Source organism: Variovorax paradoxus, from assembly GCF_009755665.1.
GTDB lineage: Bacteria > Pseudomonadota > Gammaproteobacteria > Burkholderiales > Burkholderiaceae_C > Variovorax > Variovorax paradoxus_G.
Window position 1 is genome coordinate 5320300 of sequence record NZ_CP046622.1, and the last position, 19498, is coordinate 5339797.

At 66.2% G+C, this 19498-nt stretch carries 19 protein-coding genes; 5 read left to right on the forward strand and 14 right to left on the reverse strand.

What is annotated here, in order from left to right; translation table 11 throughout:
- Positions 1-9: 9 nt before the first annotated feature.
- The 5 genes from ubiA to GOQ09_RS24895 all read right to left on the reverse strand — a co-directional run bounded on the left by ubiA (position 10) and on the right by GOQ09_RS24895 (position 4871).
- Positions 10-870, reverse strand: coding sequence for a 4-hydroxybenzoate octaprenyltransferase (gene ubiA / locus GOQ09_RS24875; RefSeq protein ID WP_157616320.1), 861 nt, complete (start codon positions 868-870; stop codon positions 10-12).
- A 62-nt stretch (positions 871-932) separates the two neighbouring features.
- On the reverse strand, positions 933-1508 hold the full coding sequence (locus tag GOQ09_RS24880; RefSeq protein WP_126748527.1) for a Dps family protein: 576 nt from the start codon (positions 1506-1508) through the stop codon (positions 933-935).
- Positions 1509-1660: 152 nt separating this feature from the next.
- Positions 1661-2626 (reverse strand): LysR substrate-binding domain-containing protein, encoded by a 966-nt coding sequence (locus tag GOQ09_RS24885; RefSeq protein ID WP_157616321.1) that lies wholly within the window; start codon positions 2624-2626, stop codon positions 1661-1663.
- 222 nt (positions 2627-2848) lie between these two features.
- Positions 2849-4363: a tripartite tricarboxylate transporter permease gene (locus tag GOQ09_RS24890; RefSeq protein WP_157616840.1), complete on the reverse strand. Its 1515-nt coding sequence runs from the start codon at positions 4361-4363 to the stop codon at positions 2849-2851.
- A gap of 19 nt (positions 4364-4382) precedes the next feature.
- On the reverse strand, positions 4383-4871 hold the full coding sequence (locus GOQ09_RS24895) for a tripartite tricarboxylate transporter TctB family protein (RefSeq protein WP_157616322.1): 489 nt from the start codon (positions 4869-4871) through the stop codon (positions 4383-4385).
- 245 nt (positions 4872-5116) lie between these two features.
- Here GOQ09_RS24895 and GOQ09_RS24900 point away from each other — a divergent pair, with 245 nt between their 5' ends.
- Positions 5117-5533: a MarR family winged helix-turn-helix transcriptional regulator gene (locus tag GOQ09_RS24900; protein ID WP_157616323.1), complete on the forward strand. Its 417-nt coding sequence runs from the start codon at positions 5117-5119 to the stop codon at positions 5531-5533.
- A gap of 153 nt (positions 5534-5686) precedes the next feature.
- Here GOQ09_RS24900 and recG read toward each other — a convergent pair whose 3' ends face one another.
- A complete protein-coding gene (recG, locus tag GOQ09_RS24905; RefSeq protein WP_157616324.1) occupies positions 5687-7816 on the reverse strand; it encodes an ATP-dependent DNA helicase RecG in 2130 nt (709 codons plus the stop codon).
- A gap of 83 nt (positions 7817-7899) precedes the next feature.
- Here recG and queA point away from each other — a divergent pair, with 83 nt between their 5' ends.
- The 3 genes from queA to tgt are packed head-to-tail and all read left to right on the forward strand — an operon-like array spanning position 7900 to position 11374.
- Positions 7900-8943, forward strand: coding sequence for a tRNA preQ1(34) S-adenosylmethionine ribosyltransferase-isomerase QueA (gene queA, locus GOQ09_RS24910; protein ID WP_157616325.1), 1044 nt, complete (start codon positions 7900-7902; stop codon positions 8941-8943).
- The gene (locus tag GOQ09_RS24915; RefSeq protein ID WP_157616326.1) at positions 8940-10181 is read left to right on the forward strand and encodes a PQQ-dependent sugar dehydrogenase; all 1242 of its coding nucleotides are present in this window, start codon (positions 8940-8942) and stop codon (positions 10179-10181) included. Before queA ends, GOQ09_RS24915 begins: the two co-directional genes overlap by 4 nt.
- Complete coding sequence (gene tgt, locus GOQ09_RS24920; protein ID WP_157616327.1) at positions 10178-11374, forward strand: tRNA guanosine(34) transglycosylase Tgt; 1197 nt, start codon at positions 10178-10180, stop codon at positions 11372-11374. The genes GOQ09_RS24915 and tgt overlap by 4 nt, the downstream gene beginning before the upstream one ends.
- A gap of 38 nt (positions 11375-11412) precedes the next feature.
- On the opposite strand, the gene GOQ09_RS24925 is transcribed toward tgt, so the two are convergent.
- Complete coding sequence (locus tag GOQ09_RS24925; RefSeq protein ID WP_157616328.1) at positions 11413-11796, reverse strand: hypothetical protein; 384 nt, start codon at positions 11794-11796, stop codon at positions 11413-11415.
- Between the two features lie 126 nt (positions 11797-11922).
- Between GOQ09_RS24925 and GOQ09_RS24930 the strand changes: the two genes are divergently transcribed.
- On the forward strand, positions 11923-12711 hold the full coding sequence (locus tag GOQ09_RS24930; protein WP_157616329.1) for an SDR family NAD(P)-dependent oxidoreductase: 789 nt from the start codon (positions 11923-11925) through the stop codon (positions 12709-12711).
- A 51-nt stretch (positions 12712-12762) separates the two neighbouring features.
- Here the strand turns inward: GOQ09_RS24930 and GOQ09_RS24935 are convergent, their stop codons facing one another.
- From GOQ09_RS24935 to GOQ09_RS24965, 7 genes are all read right to left on the reverse strand, one after another.
- A complete protein-coding gene (locus GOQ09_RS24935) occupies positions 12763-13143 on the reverse strand; it encodes a DUF3597 domain-containing protein (protein ID WP_157616330.1) in 381 nt (126 codons plus the stop codon).
- Between the two features lie 90 nt (positions 13144-13233).
- On the reverse strand, positions 13234-14343 hold the full coding sequence (locus GOQ09_RS24940; protein ID WP_157616331.1) for a zinc ribbon domain-containing protein: 1110 nt from the start codon (positions 14341-14343) through the stop codon (positions 13234-13236).
- Positions 14344-14393: 50 nt separating this feature from the next.
- On the reverse strand, positions 14394-15197 hold the full coding sequence (locus GOQ09_RS24945) for a DUF2145 domain-containing protein (protein WP_157616332.1): 804 nt from the start codon (positions 15195-15197) through the stop codon (positions 14394-14396).
- On the reverse strand, positions 15194-15661 hold the full coding sequence (locus tag GOQ09_RS24950) for a hypothetical protein (protein WP_157616333.1): 468 nt from the start codon (positions 15659-15661) through the stop codon (positions 15194-15196). Before GOQ09_RS24950 ends, GOQ09_RS24945 begins: the two co-directional genes overlap by 4 nt.
- A gap of 53 nt (positions 15662-15714) precedes the next feature.
- The gene (locus tag GOQ09_RS24955; RefSeq protein WP_157616334.1) at positions 15715-16218 is read right to left on the reverse strand and encodes a YiaA/YiaB family inner membrane protein; all 504 of its coding nucleotides are present in this window, start codon (positions 16216-16218) and stop codon (positions 15715-15717) included.
- A gap of 155 nt (positions 16219-16373) precedes the next feature.
- A complete protein-coding gene (locus tag GOQ09_RS24960; protein ID WP_157616335.1) occupies positions 16374-18362 on the reverse strand; it encodes an MFS transporter in 1989 nt (662 codons plus the stop codon).
- Positions 18363-18515: 153 nt separating this feature from the next.
- Complete coding sequence (locus GOQ09_RS24965) at positions 18516-19373, reverse strand: hypothetical protein (RefSeq protein WP_157616336.1); 858 nt, start codon at positions 19371-19373, stop codon at positions 18516-18518.
- Positions 19374-19498: the final 125 nt, after the last annotated feature.

Here is a 19498-nt window from a genome sequence, read left to right on the forward strand (position 1 = left end):
ACGAGCACTCTATTTGAGCGCGTAGCCGGCCGCGATGCCGGCGAATACCGTGAACCCCAGCCAGTGGTTCAGCCGGAAGGCCTTGAAGCAGCCGTCGCGGGTGCGGTCGCGAATCAGCCGCCAGTGCCAGCCCGCTTGCGCCGCGGCAATGGCAATCGCGGCGAAGAACACCACACCCAGGCCCCGGCTGGCGCCAGCCCAGGCCCAAACGGCCAGGAACAGGCCGTAGCTCGCCATGACCGCGGCCACGTCGAAGCGGCCGAAGGTGATGGCCGAGGTCTTCATGCCGATCTTGAGGTCGTCGTCGCGGTCGACCATGGCGTATTCGGTGTCGTAGGCCAGCACCCAGAACAGGTTGCCGGCAAGCAGCCAGGCGGCGAATACCGGCACAGTGGATTGCACGGCCGCAAACGCCATCGGAATGCCGAAGCTGAAGGCAATGCCGAGCACTGCCTGGGGAACCGACACGAAGCGCTTGGCGAACGGATAGATCAGCGTGATGGCCAGCGCCGCGAAGGACCACAGCACCGTCACGCGGTTGGTCGCGAGCACCAGCCCGAAGGCCAGCAACGCCAGCACCGCGCCCAGCACCAGCGCCTCCCTGACCGAGACCGCTCCGCTGGTGACCGGCCGCTGAGCGGTCCGTTTCACATGGCGGTCGAAGTCGCGATCCGCCACGTCGTTGACGCAGCATCCCGCGCTGCGCATCAGGATGGTGCCCAGCACGAACACGGCCAGCAAGTGCCAGCCCGGCCAACCCCCGGCCGCAAACCAGAGGGCACCGAGCGTGGGCCAGAGCAGCAGCAGCCAACCGGCGGGGCGGTTCCAGCGAATCAGGTCGAGATAAAGCGCAAAACGGCGGGCGAGCATGCGGCAGGCAAAAAAAGAGCGGCCATTGTGCCGCTCTCGGGGGTTCGGATTCGCGCGCCCGCTCAGTCTTCGAGCAGCGAACGCAGCATCCACGCGGTCTGATCGTGCACCGTGCAGCGCGCGGTCAGCATGTCGGCCGTCGGGTCGTCGCCGGCCTCTTCCGCCACCGGAATGAACTCGCGCGCAATGCGCGACACGGTTTCGTGGCCCTTCACCAGGATGCGCACCATCTCCATCGCCTTGGGCGGGGTCAGCGGCACGTCCGGCACGGTGGCGATCTTGCTGAACTCGGCATAGGAGCCTGGCGCATAGTGGCCCAGCGCGCGAATGCGCTCGGCAATGATGTCGGTCGCGCCCCAGAGCTCGGTGTACTGCGTCATGAACATGGCGTGCAGCGAGTTGAAGTGCGGCCCCGTCACGTTCCAGTGAAAGTTGTGCGTGGTGAGATAGAGCGTATAGGTGTCGGCCAGCACGCGGCTCAGGCCCTCGGCGATGGCGGCGCGGTCCTGGCGCTCGATGCCGATGTTGATGATGGGCGCATTGCGGCTGCCCGACTCCTGGGCCACCAGGGCGTCTCCCTTCTTGGGCACCTTGCCCGATGAAGAGGACGACGACGCTTTCTTCGAATCTTTTGCCATGGCGTGAAACTCTTTCTTCAAGTTTTAGGGACACCGTTATTCTGAAAGCCGGCCCGCGGCTTCGCAACAGCGTCACTCTATCCCAGCGATGAATGAATTCGAATGGCCTCCACGTAGGCCAAGTTCGCGAGTTCGCCTCTCTTGCGACAGCCTTATGACAGCCGCTTGACGCCCGGCAGCTCGCACGCATAAATGGCGTTGCGCAAGGCGGCGATCGCCTCGTAGCGGGTGAAGGTGCGACGCCAGGCCAGCACCACGCGCCGCGTGGGCGGGTCGCGGTCCTGTGCGTCGCGCACCGGCAGATAGCGCACCATCTGCTCGGGCTCCTTGCGTCCCTTGACCTTGGGCTTGAGTGCCTCGGCCGGTACCGAGAGGCGCGGCACCAACGTCACGCCCATGCCGGACGCCACCATGTGCTTGATGGTTTCAAGCGACGAGCCCTCGAAGCTTTTTCGAATGCCCTCGGCATTGCTCGAGAAGCGCGCGAACTCGGGGCACACCTCCAGCACATGGTCGCGAAAACAATGGCCGGTGCCCAGCAGCAGCATGGTTTCGTTCTGCAGTTCGTCGGAGGTCACCGATTCCCGGTCCGCAAACTTGTGCTTCACGGGCAGCGCCGCCATGAACGGCTCGTCGTAGAGCGGCGCCATGGCCAGGCCCGTATCGGGAAATGGCTCGGCCATGATCGCGCAGTCGATCTCGCCCGCGCGCAGCATTTCGAGCAGCTTGGCGGTGAAATTCTCCTGCAGCACCAGCGGCATCTGCGGCGTGCGCGAAATCACCTGGCGCACCAGATCAGGCAGCAGGTACGGGCCGATGGTGTAGATCACCCCCAGATTCAGGGGCCCGGCCAGCGGGTCTTTTCCGCGCTTGGCAATTTCCTTGATGCTGGCTGCCTGGTCGAGCACGCTTTGCGCCTGCTGCACGATCTGTTCGCCCAGCGGCGTAACGGTCACTTCGCCCGCGCTGCGCTCGAAGAGCTTGACCTCGAGTTCGTCCTCGAGCTTCTTGATGGCCACCGACAGCGTCGGTTGGGAGACGTAGCAGGCCTCTGCCGCCTTGCCGAAGTGCCGCTCGCGGGCTACTGCAACGATGTATTTGAGTTCTGTGAGAGTCATAGCTTGCGTCAATTATGCGCAAGGTGTGTGACCGGGCAGGGTCTGGGGTTAGAAGCTCCTTACAAAGGGTCGAATTTCCTAACAGAGAGAGAGTCAAAATCTCTCTAGCCTAAGAAACACCGACCCAATCAGAGTGTCAAGACAATCCGAGGAGAACTGAGGCCCAGCTTCAACAGCAGCTGCTAACACCGGCCCGGGCGCGGTCCTGACAGACCGTGCTCTCTAACCTTCTTCGACAAACGCTTCCTCACGCTTCGACCTGATCGAAGGCATGAGAACGATCATCATCAACAGCACAGCCGCGACCAGCAGACCTGCCGATATCGGCCGCGACACGAACACGCTCCAGTCGCCGCGCGAGAGCAGCAGCGCGCGCCGCAAGTTCTCTTCCATCATCGGCCCCAAAATGAGCCCGAGCAGCAGCGGCGCAGGCTCGCATCCCAGCTTGATGAAGGTGTAGCCCACCACACCGAAGATCGCCACCAGCCAGATGTCGAACACGTTGTTGTTGGTCGAATACACGCCGATGGCGCAGAACAGCACGATGGCGGGAAACAGCCACCGGTAGGGAATCGTCAACAGCTTGATCCACAGGCCAATGAGCGGCAGATTGAGGATCACCAGCATCAGGTTGCCGATCCACATCGAAGCGATCAGACCCCAGAACAACTCCGGGTTGCTCGTCATCACTTGGGGACCGGGCTGGATGTTGTGGATGGTCATCGCGCCGACCATGAGAGCCATGACGGGATTGGGCGGTATGCCCAGCGTCAGCATGGGGATAAAAGAGGTCTGCGCGCCGGCGTTGTTGGCGGCTTCCGGTCCGGCAACGCCCCGGATGTTGCCCCGGCCGAACGGTACTTCGCCGCCCTTGAGCTGGATCTTCTTTTCGAGCGTGTACGCCGCAAAGGCCGACAACGTGGCCCCGCCACCGGGGAGGATGCCGAGCGACGACCCCAGCGCGGTGCCGCGCAGGACGGCCGGAAACATGCGTTTGAAGTCTTCCCTGGTGGGCATCAGGCCCTTGACGCTCGCCGTGAACACCTCGCGTTCATCCTCTGGCTTGGCGAGGTTGGCAATGATCTCGCCGTAGCCGAAGACACCCATGGCGATCGCGATGAATCCCAGGCCGTCCGTGAGTTCCGGGATGTCGAAGCTGTAGCGCGCCACGCCGGAATTCACGTCGGTGCCCACGAGCCCGAGCAACAGCCCGACCATGATCATGCAAATGGCCTTGAGCAGCGAGCCCGAGGCCATCACGACCGCGCCGATCAAGCCCAGAACCATCAGCGAGAAATACTCGGCAGGACCGAACTTGAAGGCGATCTCGGTCAGCGGCGGTGCGAAGGCGGCGAGGATCAGCGTGCCGACGGAGCCCGCGAAGAACGAGCCCAGACCTGCGGCGGCCAGTGCCGGTCCTCCACGCCCCCGCTTGGCCATCTGATGTCCGTCGATCACGGTGACCACGGAAGATGACTCGCCGGGCAGGTTGACCAAAATGGCGGTGGTCGAGCCGCCGTATTGCGAACCGTAGTAGATGCCGGCGAGCATGATGAGCGCCGCCACGGGCGGCAATGCATAGGTGGCCGGCAGCAGCATCGCAATCGTCGCCGTCGGACCGATGCCGGGCAGGACACCGATCAGGGTGCCCAACAGGCATCCGACGAAGGCGTAGACCAGGTTCTGCAGCGTCACCGCCGTGGAGAAGCCGAGTGAAAGGTGGTCGATCAGATCCATCATGGTTTTTGCCTCGCGCTCAGCCGGTGATGAAGGTGGGCCACACCTGGAACTGCAGCTTGAGTCCCACGATGAAGGTCAGGTAGCTCCCGATCGCGAGGATGGTCGCAAGCACCAGCGCCAGTCTCATCGAGAAGTTCGCTCCGGCCATGCAGGCCACGACGACCAGTGCGTAGATGGCGAGGATCAGCCCCATGGCCGGCAGGCCGATGCTGCGCAACCCCGCAAGCAGGATGCCGAACAGCAGGTTGGCGCCAATGATCAAGCCAAGCGGCTTCCACGCGATCTTTCCCACGGGTTCGCCGTCGGTGGTCTCGCCGGTGAACGCCGTGGTGATCACCACCAGTCCCAGCACGGTCAGTAGCACGCCGACCATCAGCGGAAAGTAGCCCGGCCCCATGCGGGCCGCGCTACCGACGTTGTAGTTGGCCGCGCCCAGCGCGAACGCCGCACCGACGCAGGTGAACATGACGCCCGAGAAGAAGGTCTTCTGGCTCTTGATCTGCATACGCAATCTTTCTCTCTGGAATGGAATGAATATGGGTGTCCAGCGGCTGCAGACGCAACGGCGAGGGACAGCGGGGAAATGCGCACGTACATGCCGAGAAGGCAGACGACATCGCGCAGGTCAGGTCGAGAACAGGTATGTCATGTTATGAGGTTAATTACATCACGCTGTGAGTAATTACCCTCTGTCGAGTTCGTGCCGACTGCTACATTGCCGCCCGTCCGTACATAATTTTGGAAACGTCCATGGCCAGCCAACGGGGAACCATCGAGAAGCAGCATCTCGAAGCACTGTCCGATTTCAGATTCAGGCTTCGCAGCTTCTTGCGCTTCAGCGAAGACGCCGCCCGCGCGGAAGGAATCACGGTTCTCCAGTACCAGCTGATGCTTCACACCCAAGGGTTCGCGGGCCGCGAGTGGGCGACGATCAGCGAGATCGCCGAGCGCCTGCAGGCCCAGCACCATGGCGTGGTCGCTCTCGTGTCGCGCTGCGAGGAGGCCGGCCTCGTCAAGCGCAAGCCGAGCCATACCGACCGCCGGCAGGTCGAAGTCCATCTGCTGCTCGCGGGGCGCAGGAAGTTGGAGAGGCTCGCGGCGCTGCATGCAGACCAGGTGACGGAACTGGCCGAGGTAGTGGCGATCGTGAGCAGGGGCGGAGCCTAGGTGTTGATCACCATCGAAAACTGACCCTCTGAACGCACTAAGGGGTGCGGATAGAAACTTGGACTGGTTTTATGCCGCAAGCCCAAGGCTCACCCGGTATTCGACAGGGCAGGGAGGCCGCATCGGCTGCCCGCCCGCGCCGCAAACCGGGGCCTATGCCTTCAGGTACTCGGCCTTGGTGCCGAGCCAGCGGTCGATATGCCGCTGCGCCAGGTCCGGGTGCTTTTCAAGCATGACTGGCGCCAGCTCGCGCGCCCAGTCGAGCAGCATCACGTCGGTGGTCAGGTCGGCAAAGCGCAGCAACGGCGCGCCCGACTGGCGCGCGCCCAGGAACTCGCCCGGGCCGCGAATCTCGAGGTCGCGTCGCGCTATTTCAAAGCCATCGCTGGTTTCGGCCATGGCCTTGAGCCGGGCACGCGCCGCCTCGCCCACACGCCCGCTGTCGCCCGGGGCATAGAGCAGCACGCAGGCCGACGCCGCAGCGCCGCGTCCCACCCGGCCGCGCAGCTGGTGCAGCTGCGAGAGGCCGAAGCGCTCGGCGTGCTCGATCACCATCAAAGAGGCGTTCGGCACGTCTACCCCCACTTCGATCACCGTGGTGCTCACCAGCACCTGGATCTCGTTCGCCGTGAAGGCCGCCATCACGGCCTGCTTCTCGGCGGTGGGCATTCGCGAATGCAGCAGCCCGACGTTGACCGCAGGGCCCAATGCATCGGCCAGCTCGTCGCGCGTCTCGGTGGCGTTGCGCAGGTCGACGGCCTCGCTCTCCTCGATGAGCGGGCACACCCAGTACACCTGTCGCCCCTGTTCGACCTGCGCCTGGATGCGATCGATCACCTCGTCTCGCCGGTGATCGGCCACGAGCTTTGTGACGATGGGCGTGCGGCCCGGCGGCAGCTCGTCGAGCGTGGAGACATCCAGGTCGGCGTAATAGCTCATCGCCAAGGTGCGCGGGATGGGCGTGGCACTCATCATCAGCAAATGGGGCTCGAGATGGCCAACAGCCTTGCCGCGAAGCGCGAGCCGCTGGGCCACGCCGAAGCGGTGCTGCTCGTCGATGATCGCGAGCGCCAGGTTCTTGAAGCGCACCTTTTCCGATATGACGGCATGCGTGCCAATCACCAGGGCCGCCTCGCCGCTTTCCACCGCCGCCGACATGGCGTCGCGCTCCTTTTTCTTCTGGCTGCCCGTGAGCCAGGCCACGCGCAAGCCCCGCTCGGCCAGCAGTGGATCGAGCCAGCCCACCAGCTTGCCGAAGTGCTGGGCCGCAAGAATTTCGGTCGGCGCCATCAACGCGCACTGAAACCCCGCGTCGATGGCCCGCGCCGCGGCAAGCGCCGCCACCACCGTCTTGCCCGAGCCTACGTCGCCCTGCAGCAAGCGGTGCATCGGAATCTCGCGGCCCAGGTCGCGCGTGATTTCTTCGCCCACTCGCTGCTGCGCGCCGGTCAAGCCAAAAGGCAGCACCGCGAGCAATTGCGCATGCAGCGAGCTCGGCTCCGGCTTGATTGAAGATGGCAAGGCCGGTGCGCGCTGCGCCGCCCGCTCCAGCCGCGCCTGCAGTTGCGAGAGCTGCTGCGCCAGCAACTCCTCCGCCTTGATGCGCTGCCAGGCGGGGTGGCTGTGGTCCTCGAGCGTGGCCATGGCCACGTCGGGCGTGGGGTAGTGCAGAAAGGTCAGCGAACTGCGCAGGTCCCACGCGCCGCGCAGGCCAATCTGCACCGGAATCGTCTCGTCGAGCACCGCACGCGCCAAGCCCGAGCGCACCTCACGCCGGAGCACCGGCTGCGGGAGCCCGGCCACGGTCGAGTACACGGGCGTGAGTGCCTCGGGCAGCGAAGTGCCGGCCGCCTTGACGGCTGGATGCATGATCTGCCGCCCGACGAAGCCGCCACGCACCTCGCCGCGTACGCGCACGCGCGAACCCACCGCAAGCTGCTTCTGCTGCGAGGGGTAGAAATTGAAGAAGCGCAGCTGGCAGGTGTCGCTGCCGTCGTCGATGGTGGCAATCAATTGCCGGCGCGGCCGAAACACCACCTCGCACTCGGTCACCACGCCCTCGACCTGCGCCATGTCGCCGTCGCGCGTGTCGGCCAGCCGCACGATGCGGGTCTCGTCCTCGTAACGCATCGGCAGGTAAAGCGCAAAGTCGATATCGCGCACCAGGCCGAGCTTGCGCAGCGCGCGCTGGACGGCGCTCAGGCCAGTGCCGGGCGCGGCTGGGACGGCGGCGGGCTGGCTTGAGGTCTTTTCGGGCGGCACTGACTTCGCGGAAGCGGGCATGGGACAATTCTGCCCGGCTCCGGCCACGCTTTTACTCATCTTCCACGCCTCCTTGGCACGGGCCCGTCCGGCCCTCAAGCACCATGCGCGCCTTCACGCTTTCCGATTTCGATTTCGACCTGCCGCCCGAACTGGTGGCGCAGCACCCGGCCACCGAACGCACTTCTTCCCGCCTGCTCGACGGCACCGGCAGCGAGCCGGCCGACCGCATCTTCAAGAGCCTGCCTTCGCTGCTGCGCGCGGGCGACCTGCTGGTCTTCAACGACACGCGGGTCGTCAAGGCACGCCTCTTCGGCGAGAAGCCGACCGGGGGCAAGCTCGAACTGCTGGTCGAACGCGTGCTGCAGGGTAATGAGGTCGTAGCGCACATGAAGGTGAGCAAGAAGCCGCCCGTGGGCACCACGCTGCAGATGGTGGGCGGCTTCCGCGCCACGCTGCTGGGCCGCTGGCCCGACGAGCAGGGCGCGCTGTTCCGGTTCGGCTTTGAAAGCGACGCGGCCGAAGACCCCTATGCGCTGATGGCCCGCTGCGGCCACGTGCCGCTGCCGCCCTACATCACCCACACCGATTCGGCCGACGACGAGAGCCGCTACCAGACCGTATTTGCGCGCGTGCCCGGCGCCGTAGCAGCACCAACGGCCGCGCTGCATTTCGACGAAGCGCTGCTGGACGAACTCGAAGCACGCGGTGTGCAGCGCGCCAACGTCACGCTGCACGTGGGCGCCGGCACTTTCCAGCCCGTAAAAACCGAGAACATCGCCGAGCACACGATGCATGCCGAGCGCTATGAAGTGCCCGAAGGCACGCAGCGCGCCATTGCCGCGTGCAAGGCGCGCGGCGGCCGCGTGGTCGCGGTCGGCACCACCACCGTGCGCACGCTCGAATCGTGGGCCAAGAGCGGTGAGACGAGCGGCGACACGCGCATCTTCATCACGCCGGGTTTTGTTTTCGAGCACGTCGACCTGCTGGTCACCAACTTCCATTTGCCGAAGAGCACGCTGATGATGCTGGTCTCGGCCTTTGCGGGCTACGAACGCGTGATGGCGCTGTATGCCCACGCCATTGCCCATCGATACCGCTTCTTCAGCTACGGCGACGCCATGCTGCTGGCGCGCTCTGCCACATGAAGGCCGGCGCCCTCCGCCTCTGGCTGGCCGCATTCGGATGCGCGATGCTGCTGCCGACGGCCGGCCATGCGCGCGGCTACACGCCGCAGGGGCTCTGCGGCGACTACGCGCGGCTCGACATCGGCAGCCCCGCCGGCACTTGCGTCGCGCTGCTGGCCGACGAAGCTCAGGGCCTGCGCGCGCCCCGGCGCATCCTCGAGGTCGCGCCGGGGCGCTACTGGGTCGTCGACATGGGGTCGTGGGAACCGCGCCGCGGCCGCCTGCTCGAAATGGTGCTGCCCGCCGACGGCCCTGCGCCGCGGCGCGCGCGCTTCAGCGTGCTGGCCGAGCAGCTCGACCGGCCCCTGGGGCTCGTTGCCGGACCTGACGGCAAGATCTACATCGGCGAGTCGGGCACGGTCTGGCGCACGCCGGTTCCCGCGCCTGGCGGCGCACTGCAGCGCGAAACGGTGATCGACGGGCTGCCGGGCGACGGCACGCATCCGCTCAAGGAACTGGCCTTCGGGCCGGGCGGGCGGCTCTATGTGAACGTCGGCTCCGATTCCGATGCCTGCCGCGATGCATCGTCGAAGCAATACCCGCTGCCCTGCCCCGACCTGGCCGGGCCGAAGCCGCGCGCCGCGGTGTACGAAGCCGTGCTCTCCGGGCCGGACTACAAGCTGCAGAGCTTCAAGCCCTTTGCCACGGGCCTGCGCAACTCGGTCGCATTGACCGTGCTGCCGGACGGCCCGGCCAAGGGCACGGTTCTGCAGGGCGAGAACTCCATCGACTACGAAGACATCGGCCAGCCCCCCGAAGAGTTGAACCGGCTGCAGGCCGGGCGCGACTATGGCTGGCCCTACTGTGTCGGCAAGCGCCGGCCCGCGCGCGGCTACGAGAACCGGCACGACTGCAAGGCCACCGAGGCCCCGCTGATGCTCTGGCCCGCGCACGTGGCGCCGCTGCAGATGATCGTCGGGCCGGCGGGCAGCCGCTTCGCAGGCCAGCTGCTGGTGGCATGGCGCGGCCACCAGGCGCCCGGCCACCGCGTGGTGGGCTACAAGCTCGATGCGCGGGGCCTGCCCTCCGGCAAGCCGGTCGAATGGCTCGCGGGCTGGAACCCAAAGCCCGGCGTGCGCCCCATGGGCCGCCCCACCGGCATCACCGTCGACCGGCAGGGCCGCCTGCTCGCCGTCGAAGACTTCAACCGTACCATCCTGATGCTGCTGCCGGACGCCGGCGCCGCCACCCAGAAATGACCGACACCACGTCCCTGCCGCGCCTGAACTTCGAACTTCTCAAAACCGACCCCGACAGCCACGCGCGCCGGGCCACGCTCACGCTCAACCACGGCGTGGTGCAAACGCCGATCTTCATGCCCGTGGGCACCTACGGCACCGTCAAGGGCGTGATGCCGCGCAGCCTTGAAGAGATGGGCGCGCAGATCATCCTGGGCAACACCTTCCACCTGTGGATGCGCCCCGGCCTGGACGTGATGGCGAGCTTCGGCGGGCTGCACCAGTTCGAAAAATGGAACAAGCCCATCCTCACCGACTCGGGCGGCTTCCAGGTCTGGTCGCTGGGCGCAATGCGCAAGATCAGCGAAGAGGGCGTCAAGTTCGCATCGCCCGTCAATGGCGACAAGCTGTTCCTCACGCCCGAGGTCTCGATGCAGATCCAGACCATCCTGAACAGCGACATCGTGATGCAGTTCGACGAGTGCACGCCCTACGACACCAAGGGCCACATCACCACCGAAGCCGAGGCGCGCATCTCGATGGAGCTGAGCCTGCGCTGGGCCAAGCGCTGCCAGCATGAATTTGCGCGGCTCGAAAACCCGAACGCGCTGTTCGGCATCGTGCAGGGCGGCATGTTCGAGAACCTGCGCGAAGAGTCGCTCGCCGCGCTGGTGGACATGAACTTTCCGGGCTACGCCATCGGCGGCGTGAGCGTAGGCGAGCCCAAGGAAGAGATGCTGCACATCATGGGCCACACGCCGCACCGGCTGCCGGCCGACAAGCCGCGCTACCTGATGGGCGTGGGCACGCCCGAGGACCTGGTGCAGGGCGTGGCGGACGGCGTCGACATGTTCGACTGCGTGATGCCGACCCGCAACGCGCGCAATGGCACGCTGTTCACGCGCTTCGGCGACCTGAAGATGCGCAATGCGCGCCACAAGAACGATCCGCAGCCCATCGACCCGAGCTGCACCTGCCATGCCTGCGCAGGCACCTCGGGCGTGAGCTGGAACGACGGCGGACGCGAGGGCTTCAGCCGGGCGTACCTGCACCACCTGGACCGCTGCGCCGAGATGCTGGGGCCGATGCTCACCACCATCCACAACCTGCACTACTACCTGAACCTGATGCGCGAGATCCGTGAATCGCTCGAGGCGGGCACTTTCACGGCTTTCAGGGCACGCTTCAAGGCCGACCGCGCGCGCGGCGTGTAGCCGCCGCATTGGCGCCCGCCGAACCGTGCGCCGCCTGTCTATTTCGCGGCAGCCGGCGCCTTGACGGCCAGCGGCGTGGTGTAGGGCTCGATGCGCAGCAGCTCGCTCTTGAAGACGGCCACCTGGCGCAGCGGCGCCTGAATGAGCGCGCCGCCCGCGTCCTTCTGCGATGCGTATTGCCACAGCGTGAGCTGCCCCTTGGCCGCGAGCAGCTCGGCCAGGCGCTGCACGCCGGGGCCTGAACCCGCGCCGAGCTGCGCCACCTCCACCCCGACGATGATTTCGTCTTTCGGCGAGACCAGCTTGAAGAGCTGGATCGGCGCCGGCGCTTGGGCGCGGGCGGGCCGCACGGCGGCTGCCAGGGGAAGAAGTGCCAGGGCGGCCAGGCCGCTCAGCGCGCGGCGACGGTAGGAAATGTTCATGGGCATCGAGCCTACCCACGCAGGCGCCCGCTGCCCACATGCCGGAAGCCATACGCCACGTACACCGGAGGTACGCAGGAGTAGACCGGGTTCGCCTGGAGATGTACATCCGCTACGCTAAACGCCATGACCACCGCTTCTTCATCACCACCTACCGCATACACCGCCCGCTATCCCTCGCTGGCCGGCCGCACCGTATTCATCTCCGGCGGCGCCACCGGCATCGGCGAAGCGCTGGTGCGGGCCTTCCACAAGCAAGGCGCGAAGGTCGGTTTCTGCGATCTCGATGCCGCAGCGGGCCGTGCGCTCGCGGGCCAGCTCCAGGGCGGCCACCCGGTGCTGTTCTGCGAATGCGACGTGACCGACACCGCAGCACTTGCCGCCGCCATTGCCGCGGTGCGCGCGCAATTCGGCCCCGTCGGCGTGCTGCTGAACAACGCGGCCAACGACCGCCGGCATGAAATGGCCGACGTGACCAGCGAAGATTTCGACCGGCTCGTGGCCGTCAACTTCAAGCATCAGTTCTTCGCCGCACAGGCCGTGGCCGACGACATGCGCGCGCTGGGCGGCGGCTCGATCATCAACTTCGGCTCGATCAGCTGGATGATCAAGGGCCGGGGCTACCCCGTCTACCAGGCCTGCAAGGCCGCGGCACGCGGGCTCACGCGGTCGCTCGCGCGAGACCTGGGCAAAGAGAACATCCGCGTCAATTCGATCGTGCCGGGATGGGTCATGACCGAACGGCAGATCAAGCTGTGGGTCAAGCCCGAGTCCGGCGCAGAGATCGATGCCGCGCAGTGCCTGCCGGGCCGCGTAATGGCCGAGGACATTGCCGCCATGGCGCTGTTCCTGGCCGCCGACGATTCGAGGATGTGCACCGCGCAAGATTTCGTGGTGGACGCCGGCTGGACCTGAAGCAAAAAAGCCCGGCATGCCGGGCTTTTTTGCGGATCGAGGGCGAACCGATCAGTCGCGCAACTCGGCCGGCACCTTGCCGCCGTTGGCGGCCAGCTTGGTCATGACCTGGCGGTGCAGCCAGATGTTCATCTTGGCGCTGTCGCTGGTGTCCGCACCGTAGCTGAGCTCGGCCGCGAGCTGCTTGCGCGCGTCGAGGCTGCTGTCCAGACCCAGCAGCTTCATCAGGTCGACGATGGAAGTGCGCCAGTTCAGACTGCTTGCGCCGGGCATGCCGTCGAGCAGGGCCTCGACGTCCACCACCGTGATTGCCGGCGGCGGTGCCGCGGCGGCAGGTGCGCCTGCGGGCGCCGGCGCTGCCGGAGCAGCAGGGGCGGTGGCGGCGTTCGCGGAGGGGAAGATCTTGGAAAGAATGCTGCCGAAAATGCTCATGCGTGTGCTCCGTCAATGTTGAGAACTGAAAACCTGCGGCAACAGTTGTGTCGCAGCCGGACGTTGTAGCACGGCCCTGCGGGGCTCCCGCTACACCGCAGGCTGAACCGGCCCGCCGGATGTGAACGAATTCGCAGACTCCGCGGCCGATGCGAGCGGCACCCGTGCCGCGGCGGAAGTACCGCAGGCATGGCAGAACTTCGAGAACGCGCTCTTGCGGGTTTCGCACTGGCCGCAATGGTCGAACAGGCCAATGCCGCAATGCGGGCAAAAATCGATCTCGTTGTTTTTCAGGTCCACCGGCCGTTCGCAGCCGGGGCACACGTTCTTGCCGAGCCGTGTGAGTGCGGTGTCGTAGCTGAGCTCTTCGCGCCGCACCTGGTCGGGCTGCTGCTCGGCCAGCTTCTGACGGGCAAGGTAGCGGTTCAACGCGACGATGGCGTAGCGCCCCACGAGCACCGTGACCAGAATGCCCACCACGTAGCGCACGTAGCCGCCGTAGCTCGGCATGTAGGGCACCAGCTCGACGAAGAAAGCAAACAGCGCAAAAAAGATGAAGCCCCAGACAAAGGGCCAATAAGTGCCCTTGCGCTTCTTCACGAACAGCCAGCCCGCCACCGCCAGCAGGGGCAGCGTGAGCGCAAGCCTGTAGCCGAACACGCGCAGTTCCACGCGGCGGTACTCGGCGTCCAGCTTGTCCTGGGCGTCGCGCTCCAGCACCGCGAGCGATTCGCGGGCACGCTGCTCGCCCTGCCGCGCGTCGATCACGATCTGGTGCTGCGCATCCACCTTGCGCTGCACGGCGTCTTCCTTGTTCTTGAGCGCGTCGAGCGCCTTGGTGCGCGCGATGAGCTCCGGGTCCTGGTCGGGCTGCGCGGTGGCACGCCGGGTGGCAATCCAGTTGCCGAAGGTTTCGCGTGCGTTGGCGCTGGCCTGCTGCGCGGCACTGAGCTGCAGGCTGATCTGCTCTAGCTCCCGCGACGCGGCCAGTTCGGTCTTTTCCGCCGCCTTGATCGTCTCGCGCAACGGCGCTGCCGCGGCGCGGTCGATGAAGTCGTCGAGTTCGAGCGCCCGCTCGACCCGCGGCAGGTCGCCCACGACAGTGCCGCCAAGCCCGATCAGGAAACTCGCGAACACCAGGGCCACCAGCCACAGGCCGCGGCGAAACCACTTCTCGGACAGACGCAATGACTTGCTCATTTCTCTTTTTCCTCTTTTTTTCTTCTGAAGCGCGCACGCTCCCGTTGCAACTACAGCTTGAAAGCCACCGGCGCCGCACCCAGCCCCGCGCGCGGCAGCCATGCGAACACCGAATCGACCGTGACCGTTTCGATGCGGTCCGCAAACCGCTTGTCGTTCGGATGATCATCGAAGGCCACGTTGGCCGACCCGACGCGGCCGCCCAGGCGAGTGAGCGGACCGAGCCGCAGTGTCGTCGGTTCGTAGCCTTTGAACTGCATCCACGCCTGCGCCTGCCCGCGGCTGCCGATGGTGGCCGGCTCCATGGCCGCGGCCAGCGTCTCGACGGCCCACTGGTTCGACTGCTGGTACTTCTGCCCCCAGACGTAGCTCACGATGCTGTAGGGCGCCACGTTCAGCCGCACGATGCGGGGCGGCGGCTCTTGCAGCGCGGCCAGCAACTGCGCCTGCACCTGCGGAGTCGGCACCACCCAGGCCGCCTCGTAGCGCCAGAGGTCGTCAAGAAAGAACTCGCCAAGCCCCTGCCGGTAGACCGCGGCCACGGCCGTGCCGCACTGGTTGAGCTTGTGCACCACGCGCCACGGGCCTTGCTCGGTCTTGTAGGCGATGCCCAGGTGCGAATAGCGTAGGCCGTACTTGCCCAGATCTTGCCCGGCCCGGGCCAGCAGCACGACTCGGGCGCCGCTCGCATCCAGCTGCTCCGAGGTGCGCTCGGCCAACTGCATGCCCTTGACGATCAACTCGGCGGTCGGCTTGGCCTGCTCGCAGGAACGGCCGGCCTGCGCTTGCAGCGGCAGGGCCGTTGCAAGCGCCAGGAGCGCCGGAAAGAGCGCCTGGACGAGAGCGCGTTTCATGACAGCCTCTCGTTGTGCAACAGCGCGCGGCCGATGGCGTTGGGCACAAAGGCCAGCACCTCGCCCGCAGCCGACAACACGATGCCGGTGCCGATCACGCTGACCAGCACGCCCGTGCCGACCGAGGCGGACACGCCGTTCGCGGCGCGGCCCATGACCTTGACGCTGGCGCGCGCGCCATCCGAAGCGCGCTCCAGCACATAGACGGTGCCGTCGGCCGAAGCCTCGACCGCCACCACGGTGAGCACCGAGCCGCCCACCGAGAGCGCGGCCGGCACCGCGACTACCGCCGTGGCGGAAGCTCCCACGGCGGATGCGGCTCCCACCACCGACGCCACCGGCAGCAGCGAGAGCGCGGCCGAGGCCTCGGAAGCGTGGTTCTGGGCCTGGGCATGAAGGGGAAGCGCGGCGCCGGCGAACGCGGTGCAGGCAGCGACAAGAAGAGCAGCAATCGACTTTTTCATGACGGTCTTTCGTTGGTTGAGGCGTAGGTCAAAGCAAGGCGAGAGAGCGGCGCTCATTCGGCCGAGCCGACGGCGGCCGCTTCCTGGCGGGCGGCACGGCGGCCTTGCAGGCGCGCTTCGACAAGGTCGGCTTCGTGGCGGTCGCGCAGCGTCTTGGCCAGCGTAAAGGCCGAGCTGATCAGGAACAGCCAGCTCACGCCCAGGAAGGCCTTGTAGGCATCGTTGATCTCCATGCGCACCAGGCCCCAGCCGGTCAGGCCCATGGCCGTGAAGAAGCTGCCCCAGACCACCAGGCGCCACATCGGCACGTCGCGGCTTGCGCTGCCGCCGGCGTCCGCGTGCTGGTTGTCGCGGATGAACTTGGCGAGCATGAAGGCGGTGCTCAGGCAGAACACATAGCCCATCACCATGAACGCACGGTCCAGCGCCTCGCCCGGCAGCCAGCTCAAGCCGGTGGCGCACAGGAACACGGCGACTGCGAAAGAGGCCCAGACCTGCAGCTGCCAGGCCCGCGTATCGCGCTGGATCGAAACGGTGGAGGATGAGATGGTTTGCATGAATGCCTCGCGGCGTAGTGAAGGTGGGCGAATGATGGTTCGCCCCCGCTCCGCGAGGATCAAATGCTTCGACCAGTTCTGGTTTGAGCCGCTACTGGTATCCCGGAAAGATACTTTTCGGCGCCTTTCGCGCCGGCGAGCCGTGCCTCCGGGCGTCAGGCTGCCAGCAATCCGCTCACGCGCTGCTGCAGCGCCTCGGGCTGCACTTCGAGCGGCGGCACCGCGGGGCCGACGTTCAGCCCCACGCGGCTGAAGAAGCCGCGGCGAAACGGTTTGGCCATGGCCACGTTCTGGCCGCCGCGCAATTCGATGCGGCTGAAGTACGAGCCCCAGAGGTTGGTCAGCGCCATGGGAATCACCGGCGGCTCGATGCCTTCGGCGCGCGCGCTTTCGATGATCTTCATCACGCCACCCTTGAACGGCTGCAGCTGGCCGTCGCGGGTGATGGCGCCTTCGGGAAAGATCGCCAGCAGGTCGCCCTCGCGCAGCACCTGCAGTGCGCGGGCAAAGGCGGCTTCATAGGCGGCGGGGTCTTCCTTCTGCGACGCAATCGGAATGGCCTTGGCCAGCTTGAACAGCCAGCCGAGCACCGGCACCTTGAAGATCCGGTGGTCCATGATGAAGCGGATGGGCCGCGGGCTCGCCGCCATCAGCAGGATGGCATCGATGAAGCTCACGTGGTTGCACACCAGCACCGCCGCGCCTTCGGTCGGAATGTGCTCGTCGCCCTTGATCTCGAAGCGGTAGACGAAGTGCGACAGCATCCACGCGATGAAGCGCAGCAGGTACTCGGGCACCAGCATGAAGATGTAGAACGCCACCACCGCGTTGGCAATGCCGGTGAACAGGAAGATCTGCGGAATGGTGAAGCCGGTGCCGAGCAATGCGCCCGCGAGCACCGAACTTCCGATCATGAACAGCGCGTTGAGGATGTTGTTGGCCGCAATGATCCGCGCGCGGTGCGTGGGCTGGCTACGCAGCTGGATCAGCGCGTACATCGGCACGCTGTACAGCCCCGCAAAGAGCGACAGCAGCGCCAGGTCGGCCATCACGCGCCAGTGCGCGGCCTGGCTCACAAAGGCGCCGAGCCCCATGACCGCCGAGGCGGCAAGAGCACCCGCCGCCGCGGGTGCGGGCGGCAGACCGCGCGATGCAAAGTACAGATCGATGGCAAACACGCTCATGCCGATGGCGCCCAGCGGCACCAGGCCGATTTCGACCTGCCGGCGGCTCAGCGTTTCGCACAGCAGCGAGCCCACGCCAATGCCCACCGAGAACACCACCAGCAGCAGCGAGGCCACCTGCTCGTCGCCGTGCAGCACCTCCTTCGCAAAGCTGGGGAACTGGCTCAGAAAGACCGCGCCGAAAAACCACATCCACGAAATGCCCAGCAGCGAGCGGAACACCACGATGTTGCCGTGCGCGAGCTTGAGGTTGCGCCACGTCTCGCTGAACGGATTCCAGTTGATCACCAGCCCCGGGTCGGTGGCCGGTGCCTGCGGAATGGCCTGCGCCACGCCGCGCCCCACCAGTGCCAGCAGCACGCAGGCCGCCGCCACCGTGGCGTGGCCGATTTGCGGCAACGCCACCAGCAACCCGCCCGCCACCTGCCCGAGCAGGATGGCGACGAAGGTGCCCATCTCGACCATGCCGTTGCCGCCCGTGAGCTCGCGCGAGTCGAGCACCTGCGGCAGGTAGGCGAACTTGACCGGCCCGAACAGCGTGGAATGCAGGCCCATGAGGAACACGCAGCCCAGCAGCACCACCGCATCCGCGCGCATGAAGCCCCAGGTCGCAATCAGCATGATCGCGATTTCGAAGTTCTTCACGAAGCGGATGATCTTCGTCTTGTCGAACTTGTCGGTGAGCTGCCCCGCCGTGGCGGAGAACAGCAGAAACGGCAGGATGAACAGCGCCCCGATCACCAGGCCCGCCATGGCTGGCGGCATCCAGCTCAGCTGCAGCTGGTAGGTCACCATGACGGTGAAGGCGAACTTGAAGAGGTTGTCGTTCGCCGCGCCCGCGAACTGCGTCCAGAAGAACGGCGCGAAGCGCCGCTGCTTGAGAAGCGCGAACTGGTTGGCGTGCGCGTTCGCCTCGTGGGGCGCGGTGGCGGCAGTCGCAGCAGCGGCGGGGGTTGTCATTCGGAACATCTCCTCTTGTTATCTACACACTGTCCCCGCTTCTTCGTGGAACACCGCGGAACCGGCTCTGCCGGGCCGCAGGTGTTGCCCCCGGTAGGGGGTTGGCGCAGCGACACGAAGTGCGCGAAGACTGGGGGCGAGTCCAGGTCATCCTCAGGCCGTCAGGGCGGCTGCGTCGGGATTGTGCCGCAGCAGGGTGCCGCGCCAGCTCACGTCGAGCTTCCTGAGCGCCGCCAGTACCGGCAGGCCCGCCAGCGCCGCCACCAGGTGCTTGAGGCTGTGGCCGGAAATCAGTTGCCCGGACGCTTCATAGATCTGGTGGTCCGCCAGCTCGAAAGCCTTGGCCACCGCGTAGAAGAAGATCACCCAGCCCAGCTTGAGGCCGACCGCGCCGCGCATCGGCGTAGCCAGCGCGAGCGTCAGCACCAGCGCCATGCCGCCGAACTGAACGAGGGCCCAGGGCAGGACGTTGCCGGTCTCCTGGACCACCTCGGCCGCAAGCAACCCCGTCGTCAGCACGAACCAGGCCGCAGGCCAGCCGGCACGCTGGCTCACGCGCTCGCAGACCGCAATGCCGATCAGCCCCGCAAAAGCCACGGCCATGCCGGCGCGGTCGGCCGCAAGGCGGGGTGCGTCCGGCAGCAGGTGATAGAAGGCCGAGCCCGCCGCGGTGGCGATCAGTCCGGCGAAGAACAGCCAGGCGCAGTCCAACGTGTTGTCCGGCGGATCGCTGGCTGGCGGTACCAGCGGAAATTGCGCCAGCGCCTGTTGATGGGCCCGGTCGATCCGGTTGAGCCGGTACAGGCCCCAGCAGCCGATCAGCAGGAAAGGCAGGTTGCTCAGCACGTCCATCGCATTGGGCAGGCCGTGCCAGGTGCGGTTGTCGGCAAACACCGAGGCAATTGCCACGTCGGCCGCGGGCAGCGCGGGGCCGAACAGAGCCACCAGCGCAAGCAGCGCAAAGGTGAAGAGCAGCCCGCGTTCGCGGCGGCTGAGAGTGGGCAGGAACATGGCGGGCCTCGTTGGTTGGGTGGTACGAGCCGCGGAATTTAGTTGCCAGTCTCTCTGGAGGCATCGAGAATCGATACGAGGCATTAATTCACACCTTTCGGTATCCTTTTTCGATACCCCTCTTC